The sequence below is a fragment of the Streptosporangium jomthongense genome, assembly GCF_042650425.1.
Taxonomy (GTDB): domain Bacteria; phylum Actinomycetota; class Actinomycetes; order Streptosporangiales; family Streptosporangiaceae; genus Streptosporangium.
In genome coordinates this window covers 73,019-97,097 of record NZ_JBHSBC010000036.1, presented here as the reverse complement: position 1 = coordinate 97,097, position 24,079 = coordinate 73,019, and the positions used below count along the sequence as shown (strand labels likewise).

Here is a 24,079-nt window from a genome sequence, read left to right as displayed (position 1 = left end):
CACGGCTGATACACGATTAAGCCACGGTGAAGACACGACGGCGACGGGCCGGAGACATCAGCGGCACACCGTTTCACGTATGCGATATGTCCTGGCTTATCTCCTGGCGTTCGTCCTGCTGAGCGGCTGCGGCGCCGTACCGGCCGTCTCCGGAGCCACGGTGCCCGGCGTGCCGCTGCCGTGGCCCGCCGAGGGGCAGGCCACGGTCGAGGTCGAGGGGGTGGGCAACCTGGGTCTCAGCGGCGGGCGGCGGCCGGTGCCCATCGCCAGCGTGACGAAGGTGATGACCGCCTACGTGATCCTGCGCCGCCACCCGCTGCGGCCCGGCGAGAACGGCCCGCTGGTCACGGTCGACCACACCGCCGCCAACGAGTCCTACCTGCCGCAGGAGTCGACCGTCCCGCTGCGGGAGGGCCGCAGGGTACGGCTGCGCCGCATGCTTGAGCTGATGCTGGTGCCCTCGGGCAACAACGTGGCCCGTCTCCTGGCCCGCTGGGACTCCGGCTCCCAGGAGCGCTTCGTCGCGCGGATGAACGCCGAGGCCCGCCGCCTGGGCATGAAGGCCACCACGTACACCGGCGCCAGCGGCAACGAGGACAGCACCGTCAGCACCGCCTCCGACCAGCTCAGGCTGGCCAGGCAGGCGATGCGCGACCCGGTCTTCCGTGAGGTGGTCTCACGGGCCGAGACCGTCGTCCCCGGGGACGCCCTCAGGCTGGCCAACACGAACACGCTGCTGAACAGGCACGGCGTCATCGGCGTCAAGACCGGCTCTGGCACCGCCGCCGGAGGCAACCTGGTCTGGGCCTCCCGGGTGCGGGGACGCCTGGTGCTCGGGGTGATCCTCTCCCAGGCCGCGGGCACCAACCCGGTGGCCGCAAAGGCCGCGGCGCTCGACGTGGGCGGGCGGATGAGCGAGGCGGTCGAGCGATGGCTGACCGGCCCGGACTCCCCGCTGCCCGCCCGGTGAGAACCGGGCCGGTCAGTGCCGCCCGAGCCGTGCGCAGACCGTCTCCAGCACACCGAGCGCGGCGGTGAGGGCCGGCCGCCGCCCGGTCGCGGTCCGCCACACGCCGTAGACGCGGCGCAGCGGGGCCGAGCCGACGGGCAGCGCGCGGACGGTCGCGGGCAGCGGCCCCCGGCCCATCCTGGGGACCAGGGCCACGCCGAGACCCGCGCCGACCATCTCGATCTGGCTGGCGTACTCGCTGACCATGTGGGTGAAGCGGGCCGTACCCGGCGCGTCGCGGTAGGCGTTGAGCAGGAAGTCGTGGGCCACGGACCCCGGCTCGTAGAGCCAGCTCTCCTCCCGCAGGTCGTCGAACTCGACCGAGGCCCGGCGGGCCAGCGGGTGGGTGTGGGAGACGAGCACGTCGGAGACGTCGTCGCCCAGGTGGCGGGAGTGCAGCCCCTCGGGCAGTTCGAGTGGCATCGCGGCCCAGTCGTGGGCCACGGCGAGATCGACGGTGCCCTTGGCCACGAGTTCCACCGCCCGGTGGGAGTCGACCTCGACGAGCTGCGGTTCCAGCGACGGCCAGGTCTGCCCGAGCTCCCGCATCGCCGCCGGGATCACCCCCCGCGCCGCGGTGGGGAAGGCCGCGACGCGCAGCGGGCCGGTGACCGTCTCCGTCTGCGCCTGCAGCTCGGCGTTCATGCTCTCCAGCTCGATCACGATGCGACCGGCGGCCTCGGCGAGGATGCGACCGGCGACCGTCAGGGTCATCCGCCGTCCCTGGCGGTCGATGAGGACCTGGCGCACGTCGCGTTCGAGCCGGGCGATCTGCTGGGAGATGGCCGAGGGGGTGTAGCCGAGGGCGCCCGCGGCGGCGGTCACCGACCCGTGGGTCGCCAGGGCGTCGATGGCGCGGAGGCCGGCGAGGCTCAGGTTGGTCACGGATGTCACCTCGTTCCCGTCGTGGTTCCCGCCATGGTTCCCGCCGTGGTCCGCGGGACGCGACCGGCAGGACACGCCGTCGGCCTACGGCTCGTGCTCGTCCGGCAGCTTACAGCGATGGCCTCCGGGGGGTCGAGCGTCGCCCTCCGCGGGCGGGGCGGGCAGGTGGAGGACCGCGTCCACCTCGACCTTCACCTCGCGCAGCCCCGCGACCACCGTGGTGCGGGCCGGGCGGTGGCCGCCGAAACACTCGGCGTAGGCCGCGTTGAACTCGCCGAAGTACTCGGGCCGCGCCAGGTAGGCGGTGACCTTCACCACGTCCCCGAGGCCGCCGCCCGCCGCGTGGGAGATCTCGGCCAGGTTGCGCAGGGTCAGCAGTGTCTCGGCGCGCACGTCGGCGGGCGTGTAACCGCCGTCCGGCGCGCGTGGTACCTGGCCGGAGACGTACACGAAGTCGCCCGCCCGTACGGCCTGGGCGTAGTGCCCGGCCGGGGAGGGCGCCCGTTCGGTGTGGACGGGTACGGTGCCGTGCGCCGGCGGCGAGGCGGTCCGGTGTTCCTCCCGGGTGATCGCGTCCTTGGACGTCTGGTCGCTCGGCTCCATGGCGGCTCCTCACTGTGGGCGACGTGCCCCGGCCCCGTCCCGAACCCTGCCGGGGCGGACGGCGGCCACGGGAAGAGGTCCCGTCGCCGACCGCAGAGTCTGCCAAAAAGCCCGGAGACCGGACAAGAAACGTTTTCGAAATCGGTGTTTTAACGTCCGCTAAAAAAGCGGGCCGGGCGGCGACCGCGCCGGGGCCCGTTAGCAAAGCTAAAAGAGACGGTGCAGATTCCCGCGCTTGCCCGTTTCCCGGGGGTTCCCGTTCACTTGATTGACCGCGGCGGTTCCGAGACGACCCACCGGCCACCGCCTCGACACGACGGGACGCGTCGGCGACTTCAACGGAGCGAACCACATGAGAGCGACGGGGCATTCCATGGAACAGAACCCGGAACCGCAGCCGCGATCACAGCCGGGGTCACGGCTGGAGTCACGGCGCCTGCGGGCGACCCACCTGCCGGAACGGGCGCGGCTCATCGGCTCGTCCGTGCGTGAGGCCGATCTCAGCCTGCGGCTGGACGGCGCCGGGCACGGACTGCTCGACACGACCCATTTCGACACCGTGCGCTTCCCGCCGCCGGACTGGGCGCTGGAGACCTTCGCCCTGGCCGCCGGGGACGGTGAACTGGCCTACACCGCCTACCGGGGCGGCGACGGGGTACGGCGGGCCTGCGCCCGTCCCGTCGCGGAACTGCTGGGCGTGGACGTCGATCCCGACCGTCACCTCGTGCTGACCGCCGGGACTCAGAGCGGCCTGTTCACGACGCTCAGCGCGCTGGTCGACGACGGCGACACCGTGGCGCTCGCCGACCCGGAGTACCTGTTCGTCGAGCGGATGCTGCGTTTCCTCGGCGCCAGGGTGGTGCGGGTCGGCATGGTGGACGGTCCCGACGGGCCGCAGCTCGACCTGGACGCGCTCGACGAGGTGGCCGGGAACGGGATCAGGCTGCTGCTGACGTCCAACCCCAACAACCCGACCGGCTCGGTCTACACCGAGGAGACGGTCCGCGGCTTGGCGCGCCTGGCCGTACGGCACGACTTCCTGGTGGTCGTCGACGAGCTGTACTGCAGGCTGGTCTATCCGGACGTCCCGTTCTTCCATCTCGCGGCCCAGCCGGGGATGGCGGAGCGGACGGTGACCATGCTCGGCGGGTCGAAGACCGAGTCGCTCAGCGGTTACCGGATCGGGGTCGTCGTCGCGCCCCCGGAGATCGTGGACGCGATCGAGCAGGTGATGGCGATGACCTGCCTGCGCGCCCCCGCCTACGCCCAGCAGCTGCTCACCCGCTGGCTGGTCGACGACCGGGAGTTCGTGCGGCGCCGGGTCGAGGAGCTGCGCGTGATCCGCGACCTGACCGTCGAGCGGCTGCGTCAGGTCGACGGCCTGGTCGTACGGCCCGGCGCGGGCACGGCCTACCTGTGGCCCGACGTCTCGGCGCTCGGCCTCAGCGACGTGGCGGTGGCCCGTCTCCTGCAGCGGGAGGCGGGGGTCGTGGTGAGTCCCGGCTACCAGTTCGGGCCGTCGGGGGTCGGGCGGTTCCGGGTCTGCTACGCCAGGGACGAGGCTCAGTGGGAGGCCGCCCTCGACCGGATGGTGAAGGCGCTGAATGACACACCTGACCGACATCGCTGACTCAAAACGGACATTACCCGCACAATAGGCTAGCCTTCCCTAATCATGACGTCGGGAGGCGCGGGTGAGCCGGTCGAGGTCGCCGGGACAGGTGGTTCTGCGCCGGGCGCTCGGCGGGCGGCGACGCCTGGTCCTGGCCGGGTCCGTGCTGCGCGCCGGGCACCAGGCGGGAGAGGCCACGGTTCCGGTGCTGATCGGCCTGGCCGTGGACCAGGGTGTCGTCGCGGGTGACCTCGGCGCCCTGCTGCGCTGGCTCGCGGTCCTGGCGGTCGTCTATCTCGTGCTGTCCTTCAGCTACCGGTTCGGCGCCCGTGCCTCCGACCGCGCCATGGAGGAGATCGCGCACACCCTGCGCGCCGAGGTCGTCGGCCGGGTCCTGCATCCCGGCGGCGGCGCCGAGTCCGGGCGGCTTCCCGGCGCGCTCGCCGGAATCGCCACCGAGGACGCCAGGCGGGTCGGCGCGCTGGCCAACGCGATCCCCGGTGCCGCCGCCACGTTCACCGGGCTGCTGGCCGGGGCCGCCGTGCTGCTGTGGATCTCGGTCCCGCTCGGCCTGGTCGTGCTGGCAGGCGCCCCGGCGCTGCTGTGGCTCGGTCACCTGCTGAGCAGGCCGCTCGAACGGCGCAGCGCCACCGAGCAGGACCGGGCCGCGCGCGCCTCCGGCGTGGCCGCCGACCTGGTCGCCGGGCTGCGGGTGCTCAAGGGCATCGGCGCGGAACGGGCCGCCCTGGACAGGTACCGCGCGACCAGCCGCGACTCCCTGGCGGCGACGATGCGCGCGGCCAGGGCGGAGGCGCTGCAGAACGGCGTGGTCCTGGCGTTGACCGGCTGCCTCATCGCGGTCGTCGGGCTGTCCGGCGGACGGCTGGCCGCCGGCGGGCGGATCAGCCTGGGCGACCTGATCTCCGCGGTCGGGCTCGCGCTGTTCCTGATCGGGCCGTTGCAGTCGCTGGCCCGGGTCAACACCGCCTTCGCCCAGGCCAGGGCCTCTGCCACCAGGATCGCCGAGGTGCTGGCCGCGCCGCCCGCCGTCACCCCCGGCGCCGTACGGCTGCCGCGTGACCTCCGGGGCGGTCTCAGCCTGCGCGCGGTCGGGCACGCCGGGCTGCGCGGGATCGACCTGGAGGTCGCGCCCGGCGAACTGCTCGGTGTCGCCGCGACCGACCCGGCGGACGCTCTCGCGTTGCTGCGCTGCCTGGACCGGCGGGCCGACCCGGAGACCGGGACGGTCGAGCTCGACGGGGTCAGCCTGCGCGACCTCGACCCCGGTGACCTGCGCTCCGCCGTCCTGGTCGCCGCGCACGACGCCGACCTGTTCGAGGGCACGCTGCTCGGCAACGTCGGAGCCGTCGCCGAACAGGACGCCGACCTGGGGCGGGTGATGGCCGCGGCCGGAGCCGACGAGGTCGCCCGCGCCCTGCCGTACGGGCAGGAGACGGCGGTCGCCGAGCGCGGCCGGTCGCTCTCCGGCGGGCAGCGGCAGCGGGTCGCCCTGGCCAGGGCGCTGGCCGCCGACCGGCCGGTGCTGGTGGTCCACGACCCGACGACGGCGGTCGACACGGTCACCGAGGCCAGGATCGCCGCCGGGATACGCGAGCTGCGCCGGGGCCGTACCACGATCATGGTCACCACCAGCCCGGCGCTGCTCACGGTCACCGACCGGGTGGTGCTGCTGGACGGCGGCCGGATCGTGGAGACCGGGCCGCACACCGAGCTCGCCCGCCGCAACGAGACCTACCGCTCGGCGGTGCTGACGTGACCCGGGACCGCGGGAGGGAGCTGGAGACGGCGCCGCCCCCCGAGGGAGCGCTGCCGACGGCCTCCCCGGCGCGGACCCGCGCCCTCGTGTGGGAGCTGCTGCGGCCGCGCCGCGGGCTCGCCGCCGCCGGGTTCGCCGTGATGGTCGGCGCGACCGCGTTCGGGCTGCTCCCCCAGCCGCTCCTCGGGCGCATCGTCGACCTGGTCGCCGAGGGCCGTCCCGCCACGGAGCTGACCGGTCCCGCCGTGCTGCTGGTGCTCGTCGCGCTCCTGCAGGGCGGCGCGACGGCGCTGGGGCTGACGCTGGTCTCGCGGCTCGGCGAGACCATGCTGGCCGCGCTGCGGGAGCGGTTCGTCGAGCGCGCGCTGCTGCTGCCGCAGGAGCGGGTCGAACGGGCGGGCTCCGGCGACCTGACGGCCCGGGTCACCGGTGACGTGTCCCGGGTGGCCGAGTCGGTGCGCAACGCCCTGCCCGAACTGGCCCGCTCCCTGCTGGCCATCGTGCTGACGCTCGGCGCCATGGCGCTGCTCGACTGGCGCTTCCTGGTCGCCGCGCTGCTCGCGGTGCCGGTCCAGGCGCACACCGCCCGCTGGTACGTGCGCAACGCGGTGCCGCTCTACGCCCGCCAGCGCGTCGCGGCCGGGGCGATACAGCAGCGTCTGCTCGACACGATCGGCGGCGCGGAGACCGTACGGGCCTTCCGGATGGAGGAGGAACACGCCGGGCGGGTCGCGAACGCCTCGCGGGCGGCGATCGAGCTGACGATGCGCGGGGTCAGGCTCGTGGTGGGCTTCTACAGCCGGCTGCACATCGCCGAGTACATCGGGCTGGCCGCGGTACTGTTCGCCGGATTCCTCCTGGTTCAGGATGGCTCGGCGTCCATCGGCACCGCGACCGCCGCCGCGCTGTACTTCCACAGTCTGTTCGGCCCGATCAACAACGCGCTCGTGCTGCTCGACGACGCGCAGTCGGCCCTGGCCGGGCTGGCGCGTCTGGCGGGGGTCGCCACGCTTCCCCCGGAACCCGGGACGGAGCCGGAGGCCGGACGGGAACCGGGCCCGGAGCCGCGGACGGTCACCGTGACCGACGCCGGGCACGCCTACGAGGTGGGACGACCGGTGCTGCGCGGGGTGGACCTCGTCCTGCGCCCCGGTGAGCAGGTCGCGCTGGTCGGCGCGAGCGGGGCGGGCAAGTCGACGCTCGCCAGGATCGTCGCGGGCGTCCAGCGCCCCTCGTCCGGGACCGTACGGCTGCCCGCCGCCCGGCCGGGCGCGCGGCGCGCGGTGGTGCTGGTCACGCAGGAGTCGCACGTGTTCGCCGGGCCGCTGGCCGAGGATCTGAGGCTGGCCAGGCCGGAGGCGGACGAGGAGGAGCTGTGCTCCGCGCTCGCCCTGGTCGGCGCGCTGGAGTGGGCGCGCGCGCTGCCCGACGGGCTTGACACGGTCGTCGGCGAGGCCGGGCACCGGCTCACCGCCGCCCAGGTGCAGCAGCTCGCGCTGGCCCGGCTGGTACTGGCCGACCCGGAGGTCGCGGTGCTCGACGAGGCGACGGCCGAGGCGGGCAGCGCGGGCGCCCGCGCGCTCGAACGGGCCGCCGCCCGCGCCGCCGAGGGCCGTACCGCCCTGGTGGTCGCGCACCGGCTGACCCAGGCCGCGACGGCGGACCGGATCGTCGTCATGGAGGACGGACGCGTGGCGGAGAGCGGCACGCACGAGGAGCTGCTGGCCGTGGGAGGGCGCTACGCCGCCCTGTGGGAGGCCTGGTCCGACACCCGCGCCACGGCGGAGTGATCACCTGTCACCGTTCCCCCACCCCCGGTGACAGAGTGACGGAAGATACTTATAAGGTAAGCCTTACCTAAATCTCCCTCCGTCACTTGGAGATCGCATGCTCACCGCCGTACGGTCGCGATCCAGGACCGCACTGGCCGCGCTGGTCACCCTGACCGCCCTCGCGCTCGCCGGGTGCTCCGCCTCCCCCGCCGAACCCGGGGCGCGGTCCTCTCCGGGCCAGGCCGCCTCCCCCGCCGTGCCCTCCGGCGACGCCTTCCCCGTCACCATCCCCAGCGCGCTCGGCGACGCCGTGATCACCAAGAGGCCGGAGCGCGTGGTCACCTGGGGCTGGTCGAGCCAGGACGCCGTGCTCGCCCTCGGCGTGGTCCCGGTCGCGATGCCCAGGAACACCTACGGCGGGGACGCCGACGGCGTGTTCCCCTGGGACGCGGACAAGATCAAGGAGCTGGGCGGGGCCACCCCGGTCCTGCTCAGCTCCGACAGCGGTGAGGTGCCGTTCGAGGAGATCGTCGAAGTCCGCCCCGACGTCATCCTCGCCCCCTACTCGGGCATCACCAAGGAGGAGTTCGCCAAGCTCAGCAGGATCGCCCCGGTCGTCGCCTACCCGGAGAAGCCCTGGGCGCTGCCCTGGCAGGACCAGGTCGAGATCATCGGCAAGGCCCTCGGCCGCAGCGCCGAGGCCACGGCCCTGAAGGAGAGGACCGCCGCCTACGTCGCCTCCCTCGCCGCGGCCAACCCGGTCCTGAAGGGCAGGTCCTTCCTGTACGGCGCCGCCAACGAGGCCGACCAGCTCAACGTCTACCGGGCCAGCGACCCCCGGGTGGCGCTGCTCGGCGACCTCGGCATGACCGTGAGCCCCAGCGTCGCCGCGCTCGACGCCGACCCCAAGGCGGGCTCCTACTTCTACAACGTCAGCTACGAGAACGTCGGCAAGATCGAGGCCGACGTCCTGGTGATGTACTTCGGCTCCCAGAAGGAGGCCGACAGGTTCGTCGCCGACCCGGTCATCTCGGCCATGCCCAACGTCAGGGACAAGCGCTTCGCGCCCATCGTGGGTGAGTCGTTCGTGATGGCCAGCAGCGCACCGACGGTGCTGTCCATCCCGTGGATGCTCGACCGGTACGTCCCGCAGCTCGCCGCCGCCGCCGCGAAGGCCGGCGCGTAGCCCTCTGGAGATCCGTACGTGCCCGTCCTGTCCGCGCCCCGGGACGCCCGGGGACCCGCGGTCCCTGCCGGTCCCGCGTCCCGGCGCCGGACCGGCCCCCTGGTCGCCGGTCTGCTCCTGCTCGCCGTCGCGCTGGTCGCGGTGTGCGCGTTCAGCCTCGCCGTCGGCGCCAACGCCCTGCCGCCGCGCACGGTGTGGCAGGCGCTCACCCACTACGACCCGGCGGACCCGCACCACCTGGTGATCGTCGAGAAGCGGCTGCCCCGGACCCTCGTCGGGGTGGTGGCCGGGCTGGGCCTGGCCGTGGCCGGGGTGGTCGTCCAGGGGCTGACCCGCAACCCGATGGCCGACCCCGGCCTGCTCGGCGTCAGTTCCGGCGCCTCCCTGGCCGTCGTCGTCGCCGTCAGCGTCCTCGGCGTCCAGGACGGCGGCAGGATCTGGTTCGCCTTCGCCGGGGCCGCGGTGGTGACCGCCTTCGTGTACGGCGTCGCCGGGGCAGGGAGACGCGGCGGTGCCGGCCCGGTCACCCTGGTGCTCGCCGGGGCCGCGGTCACCGCGGCGCTCACCTCGCTGGTCACCGCGGTGCTGCTCACCGACCGCTCCGCCCTCGACCAGATGCGCTTCTGGCAGGTCGGCGCGCTGGCCGCCCGGGGGTTCCCGGTGTTGTGGCAGACACTGCCCGGCGTCGCCGCCGGGCTCGTCCTCGCCGTCGCGGTCAGCAGGCCGCTCAACGGCCTGGCCCTGGGCGAGGACACCGCCCGTGGCCTGGGCCAGCGGGTCGGGCTCACCCGGGCGCTCGCCACGCTGACGGTGGTGCTGCTGTGCGGCTCGGCCACCGCCGCCGCCGGGCCCGTCGCCTTCGCCGGGCTGATCGTCGCGCACACCTCACGCGGGCTCGCGGGACCCGACCACCGCTGGATGGTCCCGTACGCGGCGCTCTCCGGCCCGATCCTGCTCATCGGCTGCGACGTGCTGGGCCGCATCGTCGCGCGCCCCGGCGAGCTCCAGGTGGGCGTGGTGGTCGCGGCGGTCGGCGCCCCGCTGCTCATCGCCCTGGTACGGCCGCGCGGGAGGGGACGCCGATGACCGTCACCGGATCACCGACCGGCAGGCTGCGCAGGCGGGCCCGGCTGCGCGAGGCCTGGGTCACCGCCGTGCTCGCGGCCGGGATCGCCGCACTGGCCGTGTGCGGGCTCGCGCTCGGCAAGGCGTCGGTCAGCCCGCAGGAGGTCCTCGGCGCCGTCCTCGGCCGCGCGGACCCGATGACCGGGTTCGTCATCATGGAACTGCGCATGCCGCGCATGCTCACCGCGCTGCTGGCCGGGGCGTGCCTGGGCCTGTCCGGCGCGCTGCTCCAGTCGATCCTGCGCAACCCCCTGGCCAGCCCGGACGTCATCGGTGTCACGCAGAGCGCGGGTGCGGCCGGGATTCTCGGGCTCATCGCCTTCGGGCTGAGCGGCCTGTCGTTGACCGGTGTCGTGCTCGGCGGCGCCCTGGTCGCGACCGCCGCCGTCTACCTGCTGTCCTGGCGGCGCGCCGGTCACCGCCTCGTCATCGTCGGCATCGGCGTCTCCGCCCTGTGCACGGCCGTCGTCTCGTACGTGCTCACCAGCGGCGACGTGCGCGACACCCAGGAGGCGCTGGTGTGGATCAACGGCAGCCTGGGCAGGGCGGGCTGGGACACCTCCCTGACGCTGGCGGCCTGCGGGGTGGTGCTGGTGCCCGCCGCGCTGGCCGCGGGGCGCGGGCTGCCCGTCCTCGAACTGGGCGACGACCCGGCGACGGCTCTCGGCGAGCGGGTCGGGCGCGTCCGGACGCTGGTGCTCGGGCTCGCCGCCGCCCTGGCCGCCACGGCCGTCGCCGTCGTGGGGCCGGTGCCGTTCGTCGCGCTGGTCAGCGCCCCGGTGGCGCGCCGCGTCGTCCGGACGGGCTCCGTCGCCCTGCTGCCGTCCGCGTTGGCCGGGGCCGCGCTGCTGCTCGCCTCCGACCTGGTCGCCCAGTTCGCGGTGCCCGGCGTGCCGCTGCCCGCGGGTGTCGTGACCGGTGTCGTCGGCGCGCCGTACCTGCTGTGGCTGCTGGTCAGACGCCGCTAGAGCAGGTATCGCACCCACAGGTACGGCGTGGCCACGGCGACGGTGACGAGCGTGACGACGAGGCCGTACCTCGTGAAACCCCAGAAACTGATCGGGGTGCCGTTGCGGGCGGCGATGCCGAGCACGACGACGTTGGCCGCGGCGCCGACGGCGGTGGCGTTGCCCCCCAGGTCGGCGCCGAGCGCGAGCGCCCACCACAGCACCCTGGCGTGCTCACCGCCTCCGGCCGCGTTCACCAGGTCGGCCACGATGGGGCTCATCGTGGCCACGTACGGGATGTTGTCGACGATCGCCGAGATCCCGGCCGACCCCCACAGCAGGCCCGTGGCGGCCACCCCGAGCCGCCCCTGGGTCGCCTCGACGGCGGCACGGGAGACCTGTTCGATGACGCCGGTCTCGACCAGCGCTCCGACCATGACGAACAGCCCGGCGAAGAAGGTCAGGGTCGGCCACTCCACCTCGGAGATGGCCTCCTCCGCGGTGACCCTGGTCGCGGCCACCAGGAAACCCGCCCCCAGGATCGCCACGACGGACGGCTCGTAGTGCAGGACGGGGTGGAGCACGAAGGCCACCAGGACCAGGGCCAGCACGACCAGGCTCTGCCACAGCAGCCTGCGGTCGGTGATCGCCTCACGTTCGTCGAGTGCCATCACGTCGGCCGCCCGCGCCGGGTCGTGCGCGAACGCCCCGCGGAACAGGAACCGGCACAGCACCACGAAGACCACCATCAGCAGCACGATCAGCGGCGCCAGGTGGACCAGGAAGTCGTTGAAGGTCAGGCCGCCGCGGCTGGCGATGATGATGTTGGGCGGGTCGCCGACCAGGGTGGCGGTGCCGCCGATGTTCGAGGCCATCGCCTCGGCGATCAGGAACGGCGCCACCGGTACGGCCAGCCGTTCGCACACCAGGAACGTCACCGGGGCGATGAGCAGCACGGTGGTGACGTTGTCCAGCAGGGCGGAGGCCAGGGCGGTGATGACGACCAGCAACACCATCAGCCGGTACGGCCTGCCCCTGGCCCGTTTGGCGGCCCAGATCGCGAGGTACTCGAAGACGCCGGTCTGCTTGAGCACGCCGACGATGACCATCATGCCCAGCAGCAGGAAGACGACGTTCCAGTCGACGCCGGTGTGCTGGGAGAAGAACGCGGCCTCGGCATCGGTCGCGTGGATCAGCAGCATGATCCCGGCACCGCCGAGGGCGGCGGCGACCCGGTGCACCCGTTCGGTGGCGATCAGCGCGTAGGCGCCGAGGAAGACCGCGACCGAAAGCCAGGCGAGGGCGCTCACGCGGCCAGGACCCGGTCGAGCAGCGTCCGCAGGGTGACCGCGCCCACCAGGCGGCCGTCGTCGACGACCGCGGCCAGCGGGCTGTGGGTGCGCGCCATGAGGGCGGCGACCTCAAGCACCGTCGCGTCCGGGTCGGTGACCGGCAGTTCCCTGCGTTCGCGGGGCATCGCCTCACGTACCGTCCGTCCGGCGACCGCCCGCAGGAAGCCGTCGGCGTGCGCCTCGTCGACCACCCGGGCCAGCGCCGGGTCGTCCTGGCAGTAGCCGGGCACGGCCAGGCGCAGCACCTGCGTGCCGGGCAGGATGCTGATGGGCAGGCCGTCGCCGTCGACGACGATCAGGCCGGGCAGTCCCTGGTCGGCCAGCAGCCGGGCCGCCTCGGCGACCGGGGTCTCAAGGGTGACCGTGGGAAAGGCGGTCAGCAGGTCGCGTGCGCGCATCGGAGAGTCCTCCTCGCCGCGGCGACCCGCGGCACTGGTTCCGGTGACGTGGGTCCTCCGCCGGGTGGGCGGTGGTTCCCCGGGCGGGTCAGGAGCCCGGCGGGCGGGGACGGAGACATCGGCGAGCACCTTCCAGGCCATACGGCATGACAGCGCCGACCAGGCTTCCCGGCTCACCGGGGACGACTTTATCAGTGCCCTGTTCTCACCCACGGGACAGGAACGAACCCTGATTGAGCAATCTTGCCAGCTGATCGTGATGCTCTCTCGGCACCATGAGCAGCAGGCGTTCTGTTCCACGATTCCTGGAGGCCAGCCCTGCACTCCCCGGCGCCGGAGATCCATCGCAGATCACAGGCGGTACTCAAGATCCTTCCGTTCGCGGTGATGGGCGCCGTCGGCCTGACCGACATGCTCGCCGGTCCGAGGCTCGGCTTCCTGCCGCTGCTGACCCTCGGGCCGACCTTCGCCTCGGTGTCCGGCGGCGTACGGCGCACCGTACTCGTCGGCGCGCTGGCGCTGGCCATCTGCCTGCCGCTCTCGGCCTACAGCGGCGTGCTGTTCAACCGGCAGAACAACCTCACGATCGCGACGATCACCGCGGTGACCGGTGCCAGCATGCTGGCCGCCCACCTGCGCATCCGCCGCGAGCGCGAACTGGCCAACGTGCGGATGGTCGCCGAGACGGCCCAGCACGTGCTGTTGCGCCCGGTGCCGCGCCGGGCGGGCGACCTGCGCATCGCCCTGTCCTACACCTCGGCCGCGGCCGAGGCCCGCATCGGCGGGGACCTCTACGAGGTCGTCACCACACCGCAGGGGGTGCGCCTGCTCATCGGCGACGTGCAGGGCAAGGGGCTGCAGGCGGTCGAGACCGCCGCCTGGACGCTCGGCGCGTTCCGCGAGGCGGCCTACGACGAACCCGACCTGCCGGGCATCGGCGACCGGCTCGAAAACAGCCTCGCCCGTCACCTGGGAGGCGAGAGGTTCGTCACCGCCATCCTCGCCCAGGTGCACGAGGAGGAGATCTCCCTGCTGAACTTCGGCCACCCGCCGCCCCTGATCATGCGCAGCGACGGCCGGATCCTGCTGGCCGAGCCGGAGGAGGAGATCCCCCCGCTCGGCCTCGTCTCCCTCGGGCCCGCCGTCCCCGCCCCCTACCGGGTGCCGTTCGGGACCGGCGACCAGATCCTGCTGTACACCGACGGCGTCATCGAGGCCCGTGACGCCTCCGGCGCCTTCTACCCCCTCCTCGACCGCGCGGGGGTGCTCGGCGGCTCCGACCCCCAGGCCGCGCTTGAGGAACTGCGCGCCGACCTGCTCGACCACGTCGGCGGGCCGTTGCAGGACGACGCGGCGATGCTGCTGCTGCGCCGCCATTCCCGCCCTCCGGCGAGGGACGGCGCCGGGATCACCAGGTGACCGGGATGCGGTCGACCCCTCCGGTGAGCGAGTCGCTCTGCTCGGTCAGCTCCTCGGGCGGCACGGTCAGGGCGAGCGTGGGGAAGCGGCGGAACAGACCGCCGATCATCTCGCGCATCTCGATCCTGGCCAGGCTCGCCCCGATGCAGTAGTGGATCGCGTAGCCGAACCCGAGGTGCTGACTGCCGGGGGCGCGCCCGATGTCGAAGCGGTTGGGTTCGGTGAAGGCCCGCTCGTCCCGGTTGGCCGCCGTCATGGCGATGATCACCGCGTCGCCGCGCTCGATCGTCACACCGCCGATCGTCACGTCCTCGTGCGCGTAGCGGGGCAGGCCGTGGTTGCTCGGGGCCGCGATCCGCAGGATCTCCTCGACCGCCCTGTCGATCATCTCCGGGGTGGCGACCAGGGCGTCGCGCTGCTCCGGGTTGGACAGCAGCAGGAGCACGCCGTAGTCGATCTGGTTGATGGTCGTCTCGTGGCCCGCGAACAGCAGCCCGGCGGAGAGCATGGCGACCTCCTCGTCCGACACGTCCGCCCTGGCCAGGTCGGAGAAGACGTCCTCGCCGGGATTCTCCCGCTTGTCGATGACGATCTTCCTGGTGTACTCGCTCAGCGCGTCCATCGCGTCCTGGGCCCGGCGCGGGTCGCTCAGGTTGCCCACCGTCTCGGCCAGCTTCCTGAAGTAGCCGCGGTCGGCGTACGGCACGCCGAGCAGCTCGCAGATCACCAGCACGGGAAGCGGGAGGGAGATGCGCTCCCGCAGGTCGGCCGGGGGGCCGTGCTCGGCCATGTCGTCGAGGAGCGTGTCGACGAACTCCCTGATGCGCGGCGTGAGGGCGCTCATCCTGCGGGCGGAGAAGGCGGGGGCGAACAGGCGGCGCATCCGCTCGTGCTTGACCTTCTCGACCTCGATGGTGTCGCTGCGCGGGCCGCCCAGCAGCACCGAGTTGGAGATCCTGGACACCCGCTCCGGGGTGGGGGTCGAGCGGCCCAGGCGTCGCTCGGCGAAGGCCTCCCTGGCCTCCTCGTAGCCGGTCACCAGCCAGGCGACGTCGCCCGCCTGGGTGCGCACCCTGGCCACCGGTTCGTCGTTGAGCAACGCGTGGTAGGTCTGCGGCAGGTCAAGAGGGTTACTCCGCGCGAAGGGGAGCGCGGGCAGGTCCGCGGAGTCCGCGAGGTCGTTGACGTCATCAACCATGGCCGGGAAACACCTCTCGAAGTGGACGACGAGCCGTTTTCCCAAGCTCTCACTGAATGGTTTTCCCGACAAGGATGTTTTTGTGGAAAACATTAACGTCCCGAGGCGACACGGCGGTGTCGTTAAAGTTCCATACAGCACTTTTTGGGCCGGACAAAAGGCCAGAAAAGCTCGCTCAAGCCATCAATTCGGGCCGTTTCCGGCCTCTGCTTTCTCTGTCCCGCACCGCGCCGAAGGGTACACAGAAGTCTCTCCCACCGGCCAGGACAGGGCGGGAAGGAAGCGGGGGAGCACGGTTCCAAAAAGCGCTTCCGGCACCCGGTCATGTGACACGACGACCGCGAACCAGGCAAAGACCTTTCCCGGCACGACTTCCCCGAAGAACCCGTATTAAGGAAATGTTTCGGCTTCGGGCCCGTGCCGTCCGGGTCCCCGTCGTGCGGTGTTCGTCACCGGACGGCGGCCGTGCGCCGACGGGCCCACCCCGGCCTTGACGACCACAGCGGCCTCGATGGCCCGATGGTCTCGGTGGCCTCGGTGAACCCGCCGGGCTCCGTCATCGCCCTCATTACCCCACGAGCTCGGCGATCACCTTGGCGAACAGCTCGTTGTGCCGGTCGACGTCGGACTCCTCCGACAGTGGCGAGAACAGCGCCGCGCCGCTCATCCCGTCGAGCGCGATCCCCCGGTTGGCCAGGTACAGCCACAGCGCCTCACGCAGCGAGGCGCTCCGGGGATAGGGCTGCCCGGCGTTGCGCGGCGGCTCCGGGGTGAAGGCGTACATGACGCGGCCCCCGAGGCGGCCGACGTGCCAGGGCAGGCGGTGCGCCGCGACGACCTCCTCGATCCCGCGGCCGTAACGGTCGGCGAGACGGTTCATGTGCGCGTACGTACGCTCCGTCATGACCTCTTCGAGCACCGCCCGCATGGCCCTGACCGCGAGCGGGCCGCTCGCCAGCGTGCTGCCGAGACCGCCGTCGCCGTCTTGGGTGTAGCGCGCCGCCGCCGCGGCGACCTCCTCGGACATGCCGTACACGCCCGCGGGGACGCCCCCGGCGATCCACTTGCCCATGGTGACGAGGTCCGGTTCCAGGCCGAACTCACGGACGCAGCCGCCCGGACCGGCCGGGATCGTCTGGGTCTCGTCGATGAGCAGCAGGGTCCCCGTACGGCGGGTGATCTCACGCAGGCCCGCGTGGAATCCGGGGTCGGGGTGGATCACCGCGCCGCCGTTGGTCATCACCGGTTCGGCGATCACCGCGGCGACGTCCCGTGGCGCGAGCTCCCGTTCCAGCGCGTCGAGGTCGTTGAACTCGACCACCTTCGTGGTCCGCCGCACGTCCACGCCGCCCGTGTCGACGCCGGGCAGCGGCGTGACGCCCTCCTCGGTCAGCACGGCGTAGGTCTGCTCGACCGCGCCGTGGTAGGCCCGGTTGAACATCAGGATCCGCTCCCGCCCCGTGGCCACCCTGGCCAGCAGCAGCGCGAACCGGTTCGCGTCGGTGGCCGAGACGGCGAACTGCCAGCACGGCAGGCCGAAACGGTTCCGCAGTTCCTCGGCCACCCACACGTGGTCCTCGTTCGGCCACAGGGTCACGCTGCCCCGGCCGAGCTGGTCACGCAGCGCCGCGACGATCGCGGGGTGGTCGTGCCCCCACAGCGCCGCCGTGCCCGCCAGGCCGAAGTCGGCGTAGTCGTGCCCGTCGACGTCGTGCAGGCGGGCGCCGGTGGCCCGCTCGACCGTCAGCGGCACCGGCGGCGGGAACTGCCTGATCCAGTGCTGCGGTGTGCCGTGCAACTGCGAGGCGCGGGCGCGCTCGTACAGCGCCGCCGACCTCGGCCTGCCCTCGATCCAGGCGGCGCGCTCCCGCGTCAGCAGCGCGGCGAGGCTTCGTTCGTCGATCCCCTGCGGCACGACGGCCGTCCGGTCATCCGTCATCGTTCCTCCTGTGCGGGCGGGGCCCCCGGCAGGGGCCGAGCCTGTGGGACGGCCGAACGGGCCATGTCGGCGCGGACCCCGGATCGACGCTACCTTCCACCATGAGTCCGGAAATAGGACCGGATTACCAAGTTTGCCGGGACCGCAGACCTCCCCCCGGCCCGGTCGTCCTCAGGCTGTGACGGCTCCCCGCGCGGCGGTGGCCAGGGACCGGGTGTAGGGGTCCGCCGGGTCGTCCAGGACGTCGCCGGTACGGCCGTGCTCGACGATCCGCCCCCGGTGCATGACCGAGACCTCGTCGGCGACCGCGCGGACCACCCCCAGGTCGTGGGTGACGAACAGCACGGTCAGACCGTCACGGCGCAGCGTCGTGAGCAGCTCCAGGACCGCGGCCTGGACCGAGACGTCGAGCGCGGAGGTGATCTCGTCGCAGATCAGCACGCTGGGGTCGCAGACGAGGGAACGCGCGACGGCCACGCGCTGGCGCTCGCCCCCGGACAGCTCCCCGGGACGGCTCCTGGCGATCTCCGGGCGGAGCGCAACCCGGTCGAGGGCGTCCAGTGCCCGCCGCCGCGCCTCGTCCTGCGAGACGCCGAAGAGGTGCCTGATCGGGGTCCGCAGGATCTCGGCGACCGTGTGCCGGGGGTTGAGCGCGCGGTAGGGGTTCTGGAACACGTACTGGATCCGGCGCCGCAGCTCGGCGGGCCTGTCCGTCCCGGCGACCGCCAGCGGCGCCCCCGCGTAGGACAGGGTGCCCGTGACATGGCCGCCGAATCCGGACAGCACCCGGGCGAGGGTCGTCTTGCCCGACCCCGACTCCCCGACCAGCGCGTGGAAGGCCCCCTCCCGCAGGTCGAGGGAGACCTCGTGCAGCACCCGGTGGGCGCGACCGTAGGAGAAGGAGACGTCGCGGGCCCGCAGCAACGGCTCCGCGTCCGCGCCGGGCCGTACCTCGGGGAGGTCCGCGACGACGTCGGCGACGGCGGTCTCCGGGACGGCGACCGGGTGGTGGCAGGCCACCAGGTGCTCCGGCCCCTGTCCCGTCTGCGAAGGCGTCTCCTCCCGGCAGAGCGCGTCGGCCCGGGCGCAGCGCGGCGCGAACGCGCAGCCGGCCGGCCTGGCCGTCAGCGACGGGGCGTGGCCGGGGATGGACCGCGGCGCCCGGCGGACGGCGACGTCCGGGGAGGCGGCCAGCAGGCCACGCGTGTACGGGTGCCACGCTCCGGCGGACGCCCCCGGCGTCCCGGTCGTCCCGGTCGTCCCGGTCGGGAAGAACGTGCCGAGGGGGGCGGTCTCCACGACGCGGCCCGCGTACATGACCGCGATCCGGTCGGCCAGGCCCCGCACGACCCCCAGGTCGTGGGAGACGTAGACCGCGGCGGCCCCCCGGTCCCGGCACATCTCACGCACCGAGGCCAGGACACGCGCCTGGGTGGTGACGTCGAGGGCGGTCGTCGGCTCGTCGAGCAGGACGAGCCGGGGGCCGGGCAGGAAGGCGAGCGCGATGAGCACCCGCTGCTGCTGGCCTCCGGAGAGCTGGTGCGGGTAGCGCCGCAGGAAGGCCTCCTCCGAGGGCANNNACCTCGGCGGCCGCCGCCCGGCCGCGCAGTCCGGGCCGGTGCACGGCCACCATCTCGGCCAGTTGCGTGCCGATCCGCAGCGCCGGGTTGAGGGCGGTCGCCGGGTCCTGGGCGACGTAGCCGACCAGCCCGCCGCGTGCCCGCCGCAGCTCACGCGGCGACAGCCCGAGGACGTCGACGCCGCCGACCGTGACCGAGCCCCCGGTGATCCGGGCCCCCCGCCTGGCGTGTCCGAGCAGGGCGGTGGCCAGCGTGGTCTTGCCTGAGCCCGACTCCCCGACCAGGCCGACGATCTCGCCGGGGCCGAGGGTCAGGCCGACGCCGGACAGGATCTCGGGGCCGGTGTCCAGGGCGACCCGCAGTCCCTCGACGCGCAGCAGCGGATGGGCGTTCACCGTTCCTCCTCGACCGGCGCGACGGTACGGCCGAGCCCCTCGGCCAGGGTGTTGACGCCCAGCGCGAACAGGGCGATCAGGACGACGGGGACGAGCACCGCCCAGGGCTGCAGGCGCAGGCCGCCGTGGTTCTCGTTGACCATCAGCCCCCAGTCGGCCGCCGGGGCCGCCACGCCGTACCCGAGGAAGCTCATCGCGGCGATCAGCCCGGCCGACCAGGTGAGCATCGCGCCCAGGTGGACCAGCAGCGGCGTGGTGACGTTGGGCAGGATCTCGCGGAACAGGATCCGGCGCCGGGGGTAGCCCAGGAGCCTGGCCGCCTCCACGTACTCCTGCCCCATCACGCCGAGCGTCAGGCTCCTGGCGAGCCGTACCGTGCCGGGCAGCAGCGTGACGGCGACGGTCGCCACGACCAGCGGGCGGGAGCGGCCGAGCATCGAGACGGCCAGCAGCACGAGCACCAGGTGCGGGAAGGCCAGCAGCACGTCGGCGCACCACAGCACGGCCCGGTCGGCCAGGCGCCCGGTCCAGGCGGCCGACATGCCGATCGCCGCGCCCGCGAGCAGCGCGAGGACGGCGGCGCAGACGGTCGTCAGCACGAGGGAGCGCCCGCCGAGCAGCACCCGTGACAGCACGTCGGCGCCCAGGTAGTCGTAGCCGAGCGGCGCCCCGGGGGCGGGCGCGCCGTAGGCCGGTCCGACCAGTTCGTCGGCCGCGTACGGCGCCGCCACCGGTCCGAGCACCGCGACCAGCACGACGAGGACGGTCAGCAGCGCCCCGAACCTGACCTGCCGGTCGCGCAGCGGGCGAACGGCCCCCGCCAGGACGTTCACGACCGCGCCCGTTCCCGCCCGCCGGTCGCGCGGGAGACGGATCGCGCTCACCGCTCCCCCGTCCTGAGCCTGGGGGTCAGCAGCACGGTGACCAGGTCGGCCAGGAGGTTGACGACGACCACCCCGCCCGCGACGAGCAGGGCCGCCGCCTGGATCACCGGGATGTCGCGGGCGCCGACCGCCGCGTTCAGCGCGCCGCCGAGGCCCGGATAGCTGAAGGCGACCTCGACGACCAGCGAGCCGCCGAGCAGCACCCCGGTGGTCAGCGCCGTCGCCTGTACGGCGGGCACCAGCCCGTTGGGCAGGGCGTGGCGCCAGATCACCCGGCGTTCCGGGACGCCCCGCAGCCGGGCGGCGGTCGCGTAGTCGGACTCCAGGGCCTCGGCCACCGAGGAGCGGACCTGGCGCAGCAGGTAGGGCGTCTCCGCGGCGACCAGGGTCAGGGCGGGCAGGACGAGATAGTGGGGCTGGGCGAACGGCGACACCCCGGGTTCGAGCAGCGAGGCGGCCGGCAGGACCGGCCAGACGGTCGTGGCCAGCAGGACGATCAGGGCGACGGCGACGACGAAGCCCGGTACGGCCTGCAGGGAGACCGCCACCGAGGTGACGACGCGGTCGGCGAGGCCGCCCCTGCGCAGCGCGGCGAACAGGCCGAGGGCCAGCGCGAGGGCGACGGCGACGGTCAGCGCCGAGGCCAGCAGGGCCAGGGAGTTGACGAGCCTGCCGCCGAGCAGGGACGCCACGTCGGTGCCGGAGTCGAGGGATCGGCCCAGGTCACCGGTGAGGACGCCGCCGAGCCAGGTGAGGTACCGCTGCCACAGCGGCCGGTCGAGTCCGAGGTCGAGCCGCAGCCGGGCCAGGCTCTCCGGGGTCGCGTCCCCGCCGAGGATCGCCATGGCCGGGTCGGAGGGCAGCGCCTGGGTCGCGGCGAACACCACGACGCTGGTGGCCCAGACCGCCGCCGCGCCGTACGCGACCCGGCGCAGCAGCCACCTCCCCCGACGGCCCGCCCGGGGGCGCCCCGGTTCCTGTCCGGCCATGTCAGGTCGTCTCCTTGACCCAGAGCTTCTCGAAACGCCAGGTCGCGAACTGGGTGTGCTCCGAGGTGACGCCGCCGACGCCGGTCGAGACCGCGTCCAGGGCGTTGTTGAAGCCCCAGATGACCATTCCGCCCTTCGCGTGCTGGATGCGCTGCATCTCGTGGACCAGCTCGGCGCGCCTGGCGGTGTCCGGCTGGGTGACGGCCTGTTCGAACAGCTCGGTGAAGCGCGGGTCGGAGAAGTGGGTCTTGTTCGCGGCCGAGACGGGCGCGTCCAGGTGCAGGGCGCTGGACAGGAACGACTCGGTCAGCAGGCCGCCGGTGCTCATCGTCCAGTCCAGGCGCCGCGGGCCGTTGAAGGTCGCGGCGTCGACCTTCTTCACCGTGACGGTGATCCCGGCCTTCTTCGCCTGGGCGGCGAAGACCAGCGCGGCGGCGTCCCCGCCCTCCCCGGAGACCAGCTCGATCTGCAGGTTCTCCCGGCCCGCCTCCTTCAGCAGCGCCCTGGCCCGTTCGACGTCGTGGGGACGTTGCGGGATGCTCCGGTCGAAGGTGGGGTCCTGCGGCGAGTAGAGGTCGTTGGCGAGGCGCCCGTGGCCGGACAGGGCGCGATCGACCAGTTCCTGCCGGTCGGTCAGCAGCCGGAACGCCTCACGCACCCGCTCGTCGCGGAAGGGCTCCTTGCTGAGGTTGAGGTCGAAGGACTGCCAGTTGCTGGTCTCGGAGACGACCACCCTGACCCTCGGGTCGCCCTGCAGCAGCCTGACCTGGTCGGCGCCGATGCCGTTGGCGAGGGAGATCTGGCCGGCCTGCAGCGCGGCGATCCGGGACGCCTCGTCCTGGAAGTCGATGATCTCCAGTTCGTCGGCGTACGGCCGGCCGTCCTTGAAGTAGTTCTCGAACCGGGTGAACAGCGACCGCCGCCCCGGGGTGAACTCCTTGAGCTTGTACGGCCCCGCCCCGACCGGCCTGGCCGGGTCGTAGTCGACGGGGACGACGGCGCCGAAGTTGGTGAAGGTGTCGGGGAAGGGCACGAAGCCCTTGCCGTCCTTGAAGTGGAAGCGCACGGTCCGTTCGTCGACCTTGTCGATCCGCTCCCGGTCGAGGGTGAACAGCAGCGCCGCCCAGGGGGAGCCGAGCGCGGGGTCGGTGAGCCGCCGGGCCGAGAAGATCACGTCGTCGGCGGTGATGGTCTTGCCGTTGTGGAATTCGAGCCCCTGCCTGAGCCGTACGGTCCAGGTCGTCGCGTCGGCGTTCGCCTCGGTCTCCTCGGCCAGGGCGGGGGACCAGTTCATCTCGGCGTCCCACTCCCACAGCTTGCTGTAGACCGCGAAGCCCCTGATGATCGAGCCGATGGTGAGCGGCTTGTGCGCGTCGAGCGTGCCCGCCCTGTCGCCGTCGACCACGCCGAGCCTGAGCCTGCCGCCCCGCCTGGGGGCGCCGTCGGCGACCGCGGCCTGCTGGATCGTTCCAGGGCGCGCGGCCTCCTGCCCCGGGGCGCAGCCGACGAGCGCCGCCCCGCCGAGAAGTACGGCTCCGCCGAGGAAGCCACGCCGGGTGATCTGGCTGTTCATCGAAGTGTCTCCTGAGGGGTTACGCGTCCGCGCGCAGCGAGGGGATCTCGAAGCCGTGGTCGAGGTCGAGCAGGGGGAAGAGCAGGTCGGCGACCCGGTGCGCCTCGGCGATCAGCGGGAAGCCGGACAGGATGAAGGACTGGACGCCGTGCTCCTGGTACTCGCGGATGCGGGCGGCGACGTTCTCCGCGCTGCCGACCAGGTAGGTGCCCGAGCTCGGTGAGACCACGTCGAAGCCGAACAGGCTGGGCCCGGTCCAGACGTTGGGGTGGATCTCCAGGTCGCGCACGTCGGGCAGGCGCCCGGAGCGAAGCGCCTCAAGACGCCGGTTGACCCGCTGGTCCTGGCTCCGGTAGGTCTCGATCGGTTCGGGCAGGTTCCACTTGGCGAGTTCGAGGGCGGTCTCGACCGAGGTCGCGCGCAGCAGCGAGGCGGCGTGCTCCCAGGCCTCCTCCTCGGTCTCGCGCACGATGATCTGCAGGCGGGTGCCGTATCTCAGGGTGCGGCCGTGCTTGGCGGCCTCGGCACCGACGTGGCGGAACTTCTCGCCGAGGCGCTGCGGGGTGTCGGCGAAGCTGAGGTAGACGTCGAGCAGGCCCGCCGAGTGGGCGACGCCAGCGGGTGAGGTGCCCGCGCCCCACAGCGGTGTCGGGCGTACGGCCGTGCCCCACGGAGACAGCGGTCCCCCGGGCCCCGCCCGGCCTGCCAGCCGGACGTGCCTGCCCTCGTACGGCTCCGGCTCGCCGAGGTAGACGCGCTGGAAGGCGTCCCAGTACTCGGCGCTGAAGTCGTAGCGCTCGTCGTGGCCGAGGTGCAGGCCGTACTGGGCGAGGGTGGCGTCGTTGCCGTTGACCACGTTGAACAGCAGCCGCCCGCCGGAGAAGCGGTCGATGGTGTGCGCGATCTGGGCGAGTTTGGCGGGTGAGGTCAGACCGGGGTAGACGGCGGTGAGGAAGCGCATCCTCCGGGTGGCCCCGGCCATGGCCGCCGCGACGGTCAGCCCGTCGTCCCGGCCGGTGCCCAGCAGCGCGCCGTAGTAGCCGAGCCGGTCGATCGTCTCCGCGACGTGGCGCAGGTGGTCGAAGTCGGTGGCCCATCGGCCGCGCTCCTCCCAGGGGTACGGCCCGTCAGGGGCGGTGAGGTACCACAGGAGCTGGGCGGGCGGGACGGTCATCGGTGTTCCTTTCCGGGGATTCGGCGCAAAACATACTATACAGATAGGAAATAAATGCAATTACGGACGGCCTCCAACCCGATCCGGGCAGGCCGGAAGCACCGGAGGTGACGGACGGCGGACACATCCCCGTACGGTGGGCAATCGCCTGATTGCCTGCCGTCGCCCTCACGTTCGTGATCTGATGACCTTCCCCGCTCCCTGCACACCGTCCGCGAGCACGCCTGCCCCGGCGCGCCCGCGGACGCCCGCCCGGCCGTTC

20 protein-coding genes are annotated in these 24,079 nt (G+C 73.1%); 8 read left to right on the top strand and 12 right to left on the bottom strand.

Annotated features, from left to right (window positions below):
- Positions 1-79 precede the first annotated feature (79 nt).
- Entirely contained in the window at positions 80-970 is an 891-nt protein-coding gene (locus ACFOYY_RS31080; protein ID WP_352011816.1) for a D-alanyl-D-alanine carboxypeptidase family protein, read from the top strand.
- 12 nt (positions 971-982) lie between these two features.
- On the opposite strand, the gene ACFOYY_RS31075 is transcribed toward ACFOYY_RS31080, so the two are convergent.
- Together ACFOYY_RS31075 and ACFOYY_RS31070 are read right to left on the bottom strand one after the other, a co-directional pair.
- Positions 983-1,894 carry a LysR family transcriptional regulator gene (locus ACFOYY_RS31075; protein ID WP_386194597.1) on the bottom strand — a complete coding sequence of 304 codons (912 nt, stop codon included), beginning with the start codon at positions 1,892-1,894 and terminating at the stop codon, positions 983-985.
- An 84-nt stretch (positions 1,895-1,978) separates the two neighbouring features.
- Positions 1,979-2,497 carry a RidA family protein gene (locus ACFOYY_RS31070; protein ID WP_352011814.1) on the bottom strand — a complete coding sequence of 173 codons (519 nt, stop codon included), beginning with the start codon at positions 2,495-2,497 and terminating at the stop codon, positions 1,979-1,981.
- A gap of 373 nt (positions 2,498-2,870) precedes the next feature.
- On the opposite strand from ACFOYY_RS31070, the gene ACFOYY_RS31065 reads away from it, so the two are divergent.
- The 6 genes from ACFOYY_RS31065 to ACFOYY_RS31040 all read left to right on the top strand — a co-directional run bounded on the left by ACFOYY_RS31065 (position 2,871) and on the right by ACFOYY_RS31040 (position 10,937).
- Positions 2,871-4,127, top strand: coding sequence for a pyridoxal phosphate-dependent aminotransferase (locus ACFOYY_RS31065; RefSeq protein WP_362914702.1), 1,257 nt, complete (start codon positions 2,871-2,873; stop codon positions 4,125-4,127).
- 64 nt (positions 4,128-4,191) lie between these two features.
- The gene (locus ACFOYY_RS31060; protein ID WP_386194594.1) at positions 4,192-5,886 is read left to right on the top strand and encodes an ABC transporter ATP-binding protein; all 1,695 of its coding nucleotides are present in this window, start codon (positions 4,192-4,194) and stop codon (positions 5,884-5,886) included.
- Positions 5,883-7,676, top strand: a complete 1,794-nt coding sequence (locus ACFOYY_RS31055) for an ABC transporter ATP-binding protein (protein WP_386194591.1) — start codon at positions 5,883-5,885, stop codon at positions 7,674-7,676. The genes ACFOYY_RS31060 and ACFOYY_RS31055 overlap by 4 nt, the downstream gene beginning before the upstream one ends.
- 97 nt (positions 7,677-7,773) lie before the next feature.
- Entirely contained in the window at positions 7,774-8,844 is a 1,071-nt protein-coding gene (locus ACFOYY_RS31050) for an ABC transporter substrate-binding protein (protein ID WP_386194588.1), read from the top strand.
- An 18-nt stretch (positions 8,845-8,862) separates the two neighbouring features.
- The gene (locus ACFOYY_RS31045; RefSeq protein ID WP_386194585.1) at positions 8,863-9,930 is read left to right on the top strand and encodes a FecCD family ABC transporter permease; all 1,068 of its coding nucleotides are present in this window, start codon (positions 8,863-8,865) and stop codon (positions 9,928-9,930) included.
- Positions 9,927-10,937, top strand: a complete 1,011-nt coding sequence (locus ACFOYY_RS31040; RefSeq protein ID WP_352011808.1) for a FecCD family ABC transporter permease — start codon at positions 9,927-9,929, stop codon at positions 10,935-10,937. Before ACFOYY_RS31045 ends, ACFOYY_RS31040 begins: the two co-directional genes overlap by 4 nt.
- On the opposite strand, the gene ACFOYY_RS31035 is transcribed toward ACFOYY_RS31040, so the two are convergent.
- Both ACFOYY_RS31035 and ACFOYY_RS31030 read right to left on the bottom strand, forming a co-directional pair.
- Positions 10,934-12,226, bottom strand: a complete 1,293-nt coding sequence (locus tag ACFOYY_RS31035) for an ArsB/NhaD family transporter (protein WP_352011807.1) — start codon at positions 12,224-12,226, stop codon at positions 10,934-10,936. The two genes, ACFOYY_RS31040 and ACFOYY_RS31035, sit on opposite strands and share 4 nt — an antisense overlap.
- Entirely contained in the window at positions 12,223-12,666 is a 444-nt protein-coding gene (locus ACFOYY_RS31030; protein ID WP_352011806.1) for a CBS domain-containing protein, read from the bottom strand. Before ACFOYY_RS31030 ends, ACFOYY_RS31035 begins: the two co-directional genes overlap by 4 nt.
- Positions 12,667-13,053: 387 nt before the next feature.
- Here ACFOYY_RS31030 and ACFOYY_RS31025 point away from each other — a divergent pair, with 387 nt between their 5' ends.
- Positions 13,054-14,085, top strand: coding sequence for a PP2C family protein-serine/threonine phosphatase (locus ACFOYY_RS31025; RefSeq protein ID WP_362914711.1), 1,032 nt, complete (start codon positions 13,054-13,056; stop codon positions 14,083-14,085).
- Here the strand turns inward: ACFOYY_RS31025 and ACFOYY_RS31020 are convergent.
- The 8 genes from ACFOYY_RS31020 to ACFOYY_RS30985 all read right to left on the bottom strand — a co-directional run bounded on the left by ACFOYY_RS31020 (position 14,075) and on the right by ACFOYY_RS30985 (position 23,817).
- The gene (locus ACFOYY_RS31020; RefSeq protein ID WP_386194580.1) at positions 14,075-15,283 is read right to left on the bottom strand and encodes a cytochrome P450; all 1,209 of its coding nucleotides are present in this window, start codon (positions 15,281-15,283) and stop codon (positions 14,075-14,077) included. The two genes, ACFOYY_RS31025 and ACFOYY_RS31020, sit on opposite strands and share 11 nt — an antisense overlap.
- A 568-nt stretch (positions 15,284-15,851) precedes the next feature.
- Positions 15,852-17,222, bottom strand: coding sequence for a transaminase (locus ACFOYY_RS31015; RefSeq protein ID WP_352011803.1), 1,371 nt, complete (start codon positions 17,220-17,222; stop codon positions 15,852-15,854).
- 171 nt (positions 17,223-17,393) lie between these two features.
- Positions 17,394-18,734, bottom strand: coding sequence for an ABC transporter ATP-binding protein (locus ACFOYY_RS31010; protein WP_386194577.1), 1,341 nt, complete (start codon positions 18,732-18,734; stop codon positions 17,394-17,396).
- Positions 18,625-19,197: an ATP-binding cassette domain-containing protein gene (locus ACFOYY_RS31005; protein ID WP_386194574.1), complete on the bottom strand. Its 573-nt coding sequence runs from the start codon at positions 19,195-19,197 to the stop codon at positions 18,625-18,627. The genes ACFOYY_RS31010 and ACFOYY_RS31005 overlap by 110 nt, the downstream gene beginning before the upstream one ends.
- The gene (locus ACFOYY_RS31000) at positions 19,194-20,081 is read right to left on the bottom strand and encodes an ABC transporter permease (RefSeq protein WP_386194571.1); all 888 of its coding nucleotides are present in this window, start codon (positions 20,079-20,081) and stop codon (positions 19,194-19,196) included. Before ACFOYY_RS31000 ends, ACFOYY_RS31005 begins: the two co-directional genes overlap by 4 nt.
- A complete protein-coding gene (locus ACFOYY_RS30995; protein WP_386194568.1) occupies positions 20,078-21,070 on the bottom strand; it encodes an ABC transporter permease in 993 nt (330 codons plus the stop codon). Before ACFOYY_RS30995 ends, ACFOYY_RS31000 begins: the two co-directional genes overlap by 4 nt.
- A gap of 1 nt (position 21,071) precedes the next feature.
- On the bottom strand, positions 21,072-22,643 hold the full coding sequence (locus tag ACFOYY_RS30990; RefSeq protein WP_386194566.1) for an ABC transporter substrate-binding protein: 1,572 nt from the start codon (positions 22,641-22,643) through the stop codon (positions 21,072-21,074).
- Positions 22,644-22,662: 19 nt separating this feature from the next.
- Complete coding sequence (locus ACFOYY_RS30985; protein ID WP_386194564.1) at positions 22,663-23,817, bottom strand: LLM class flavin-dependent oxidoreductase; 1,155 nt, start codon at positions 23,815-23,817, stop codon at positions 22,663-22,665.
- Positions 23,818-24,079: the final 262 nt, after the last annotated feature.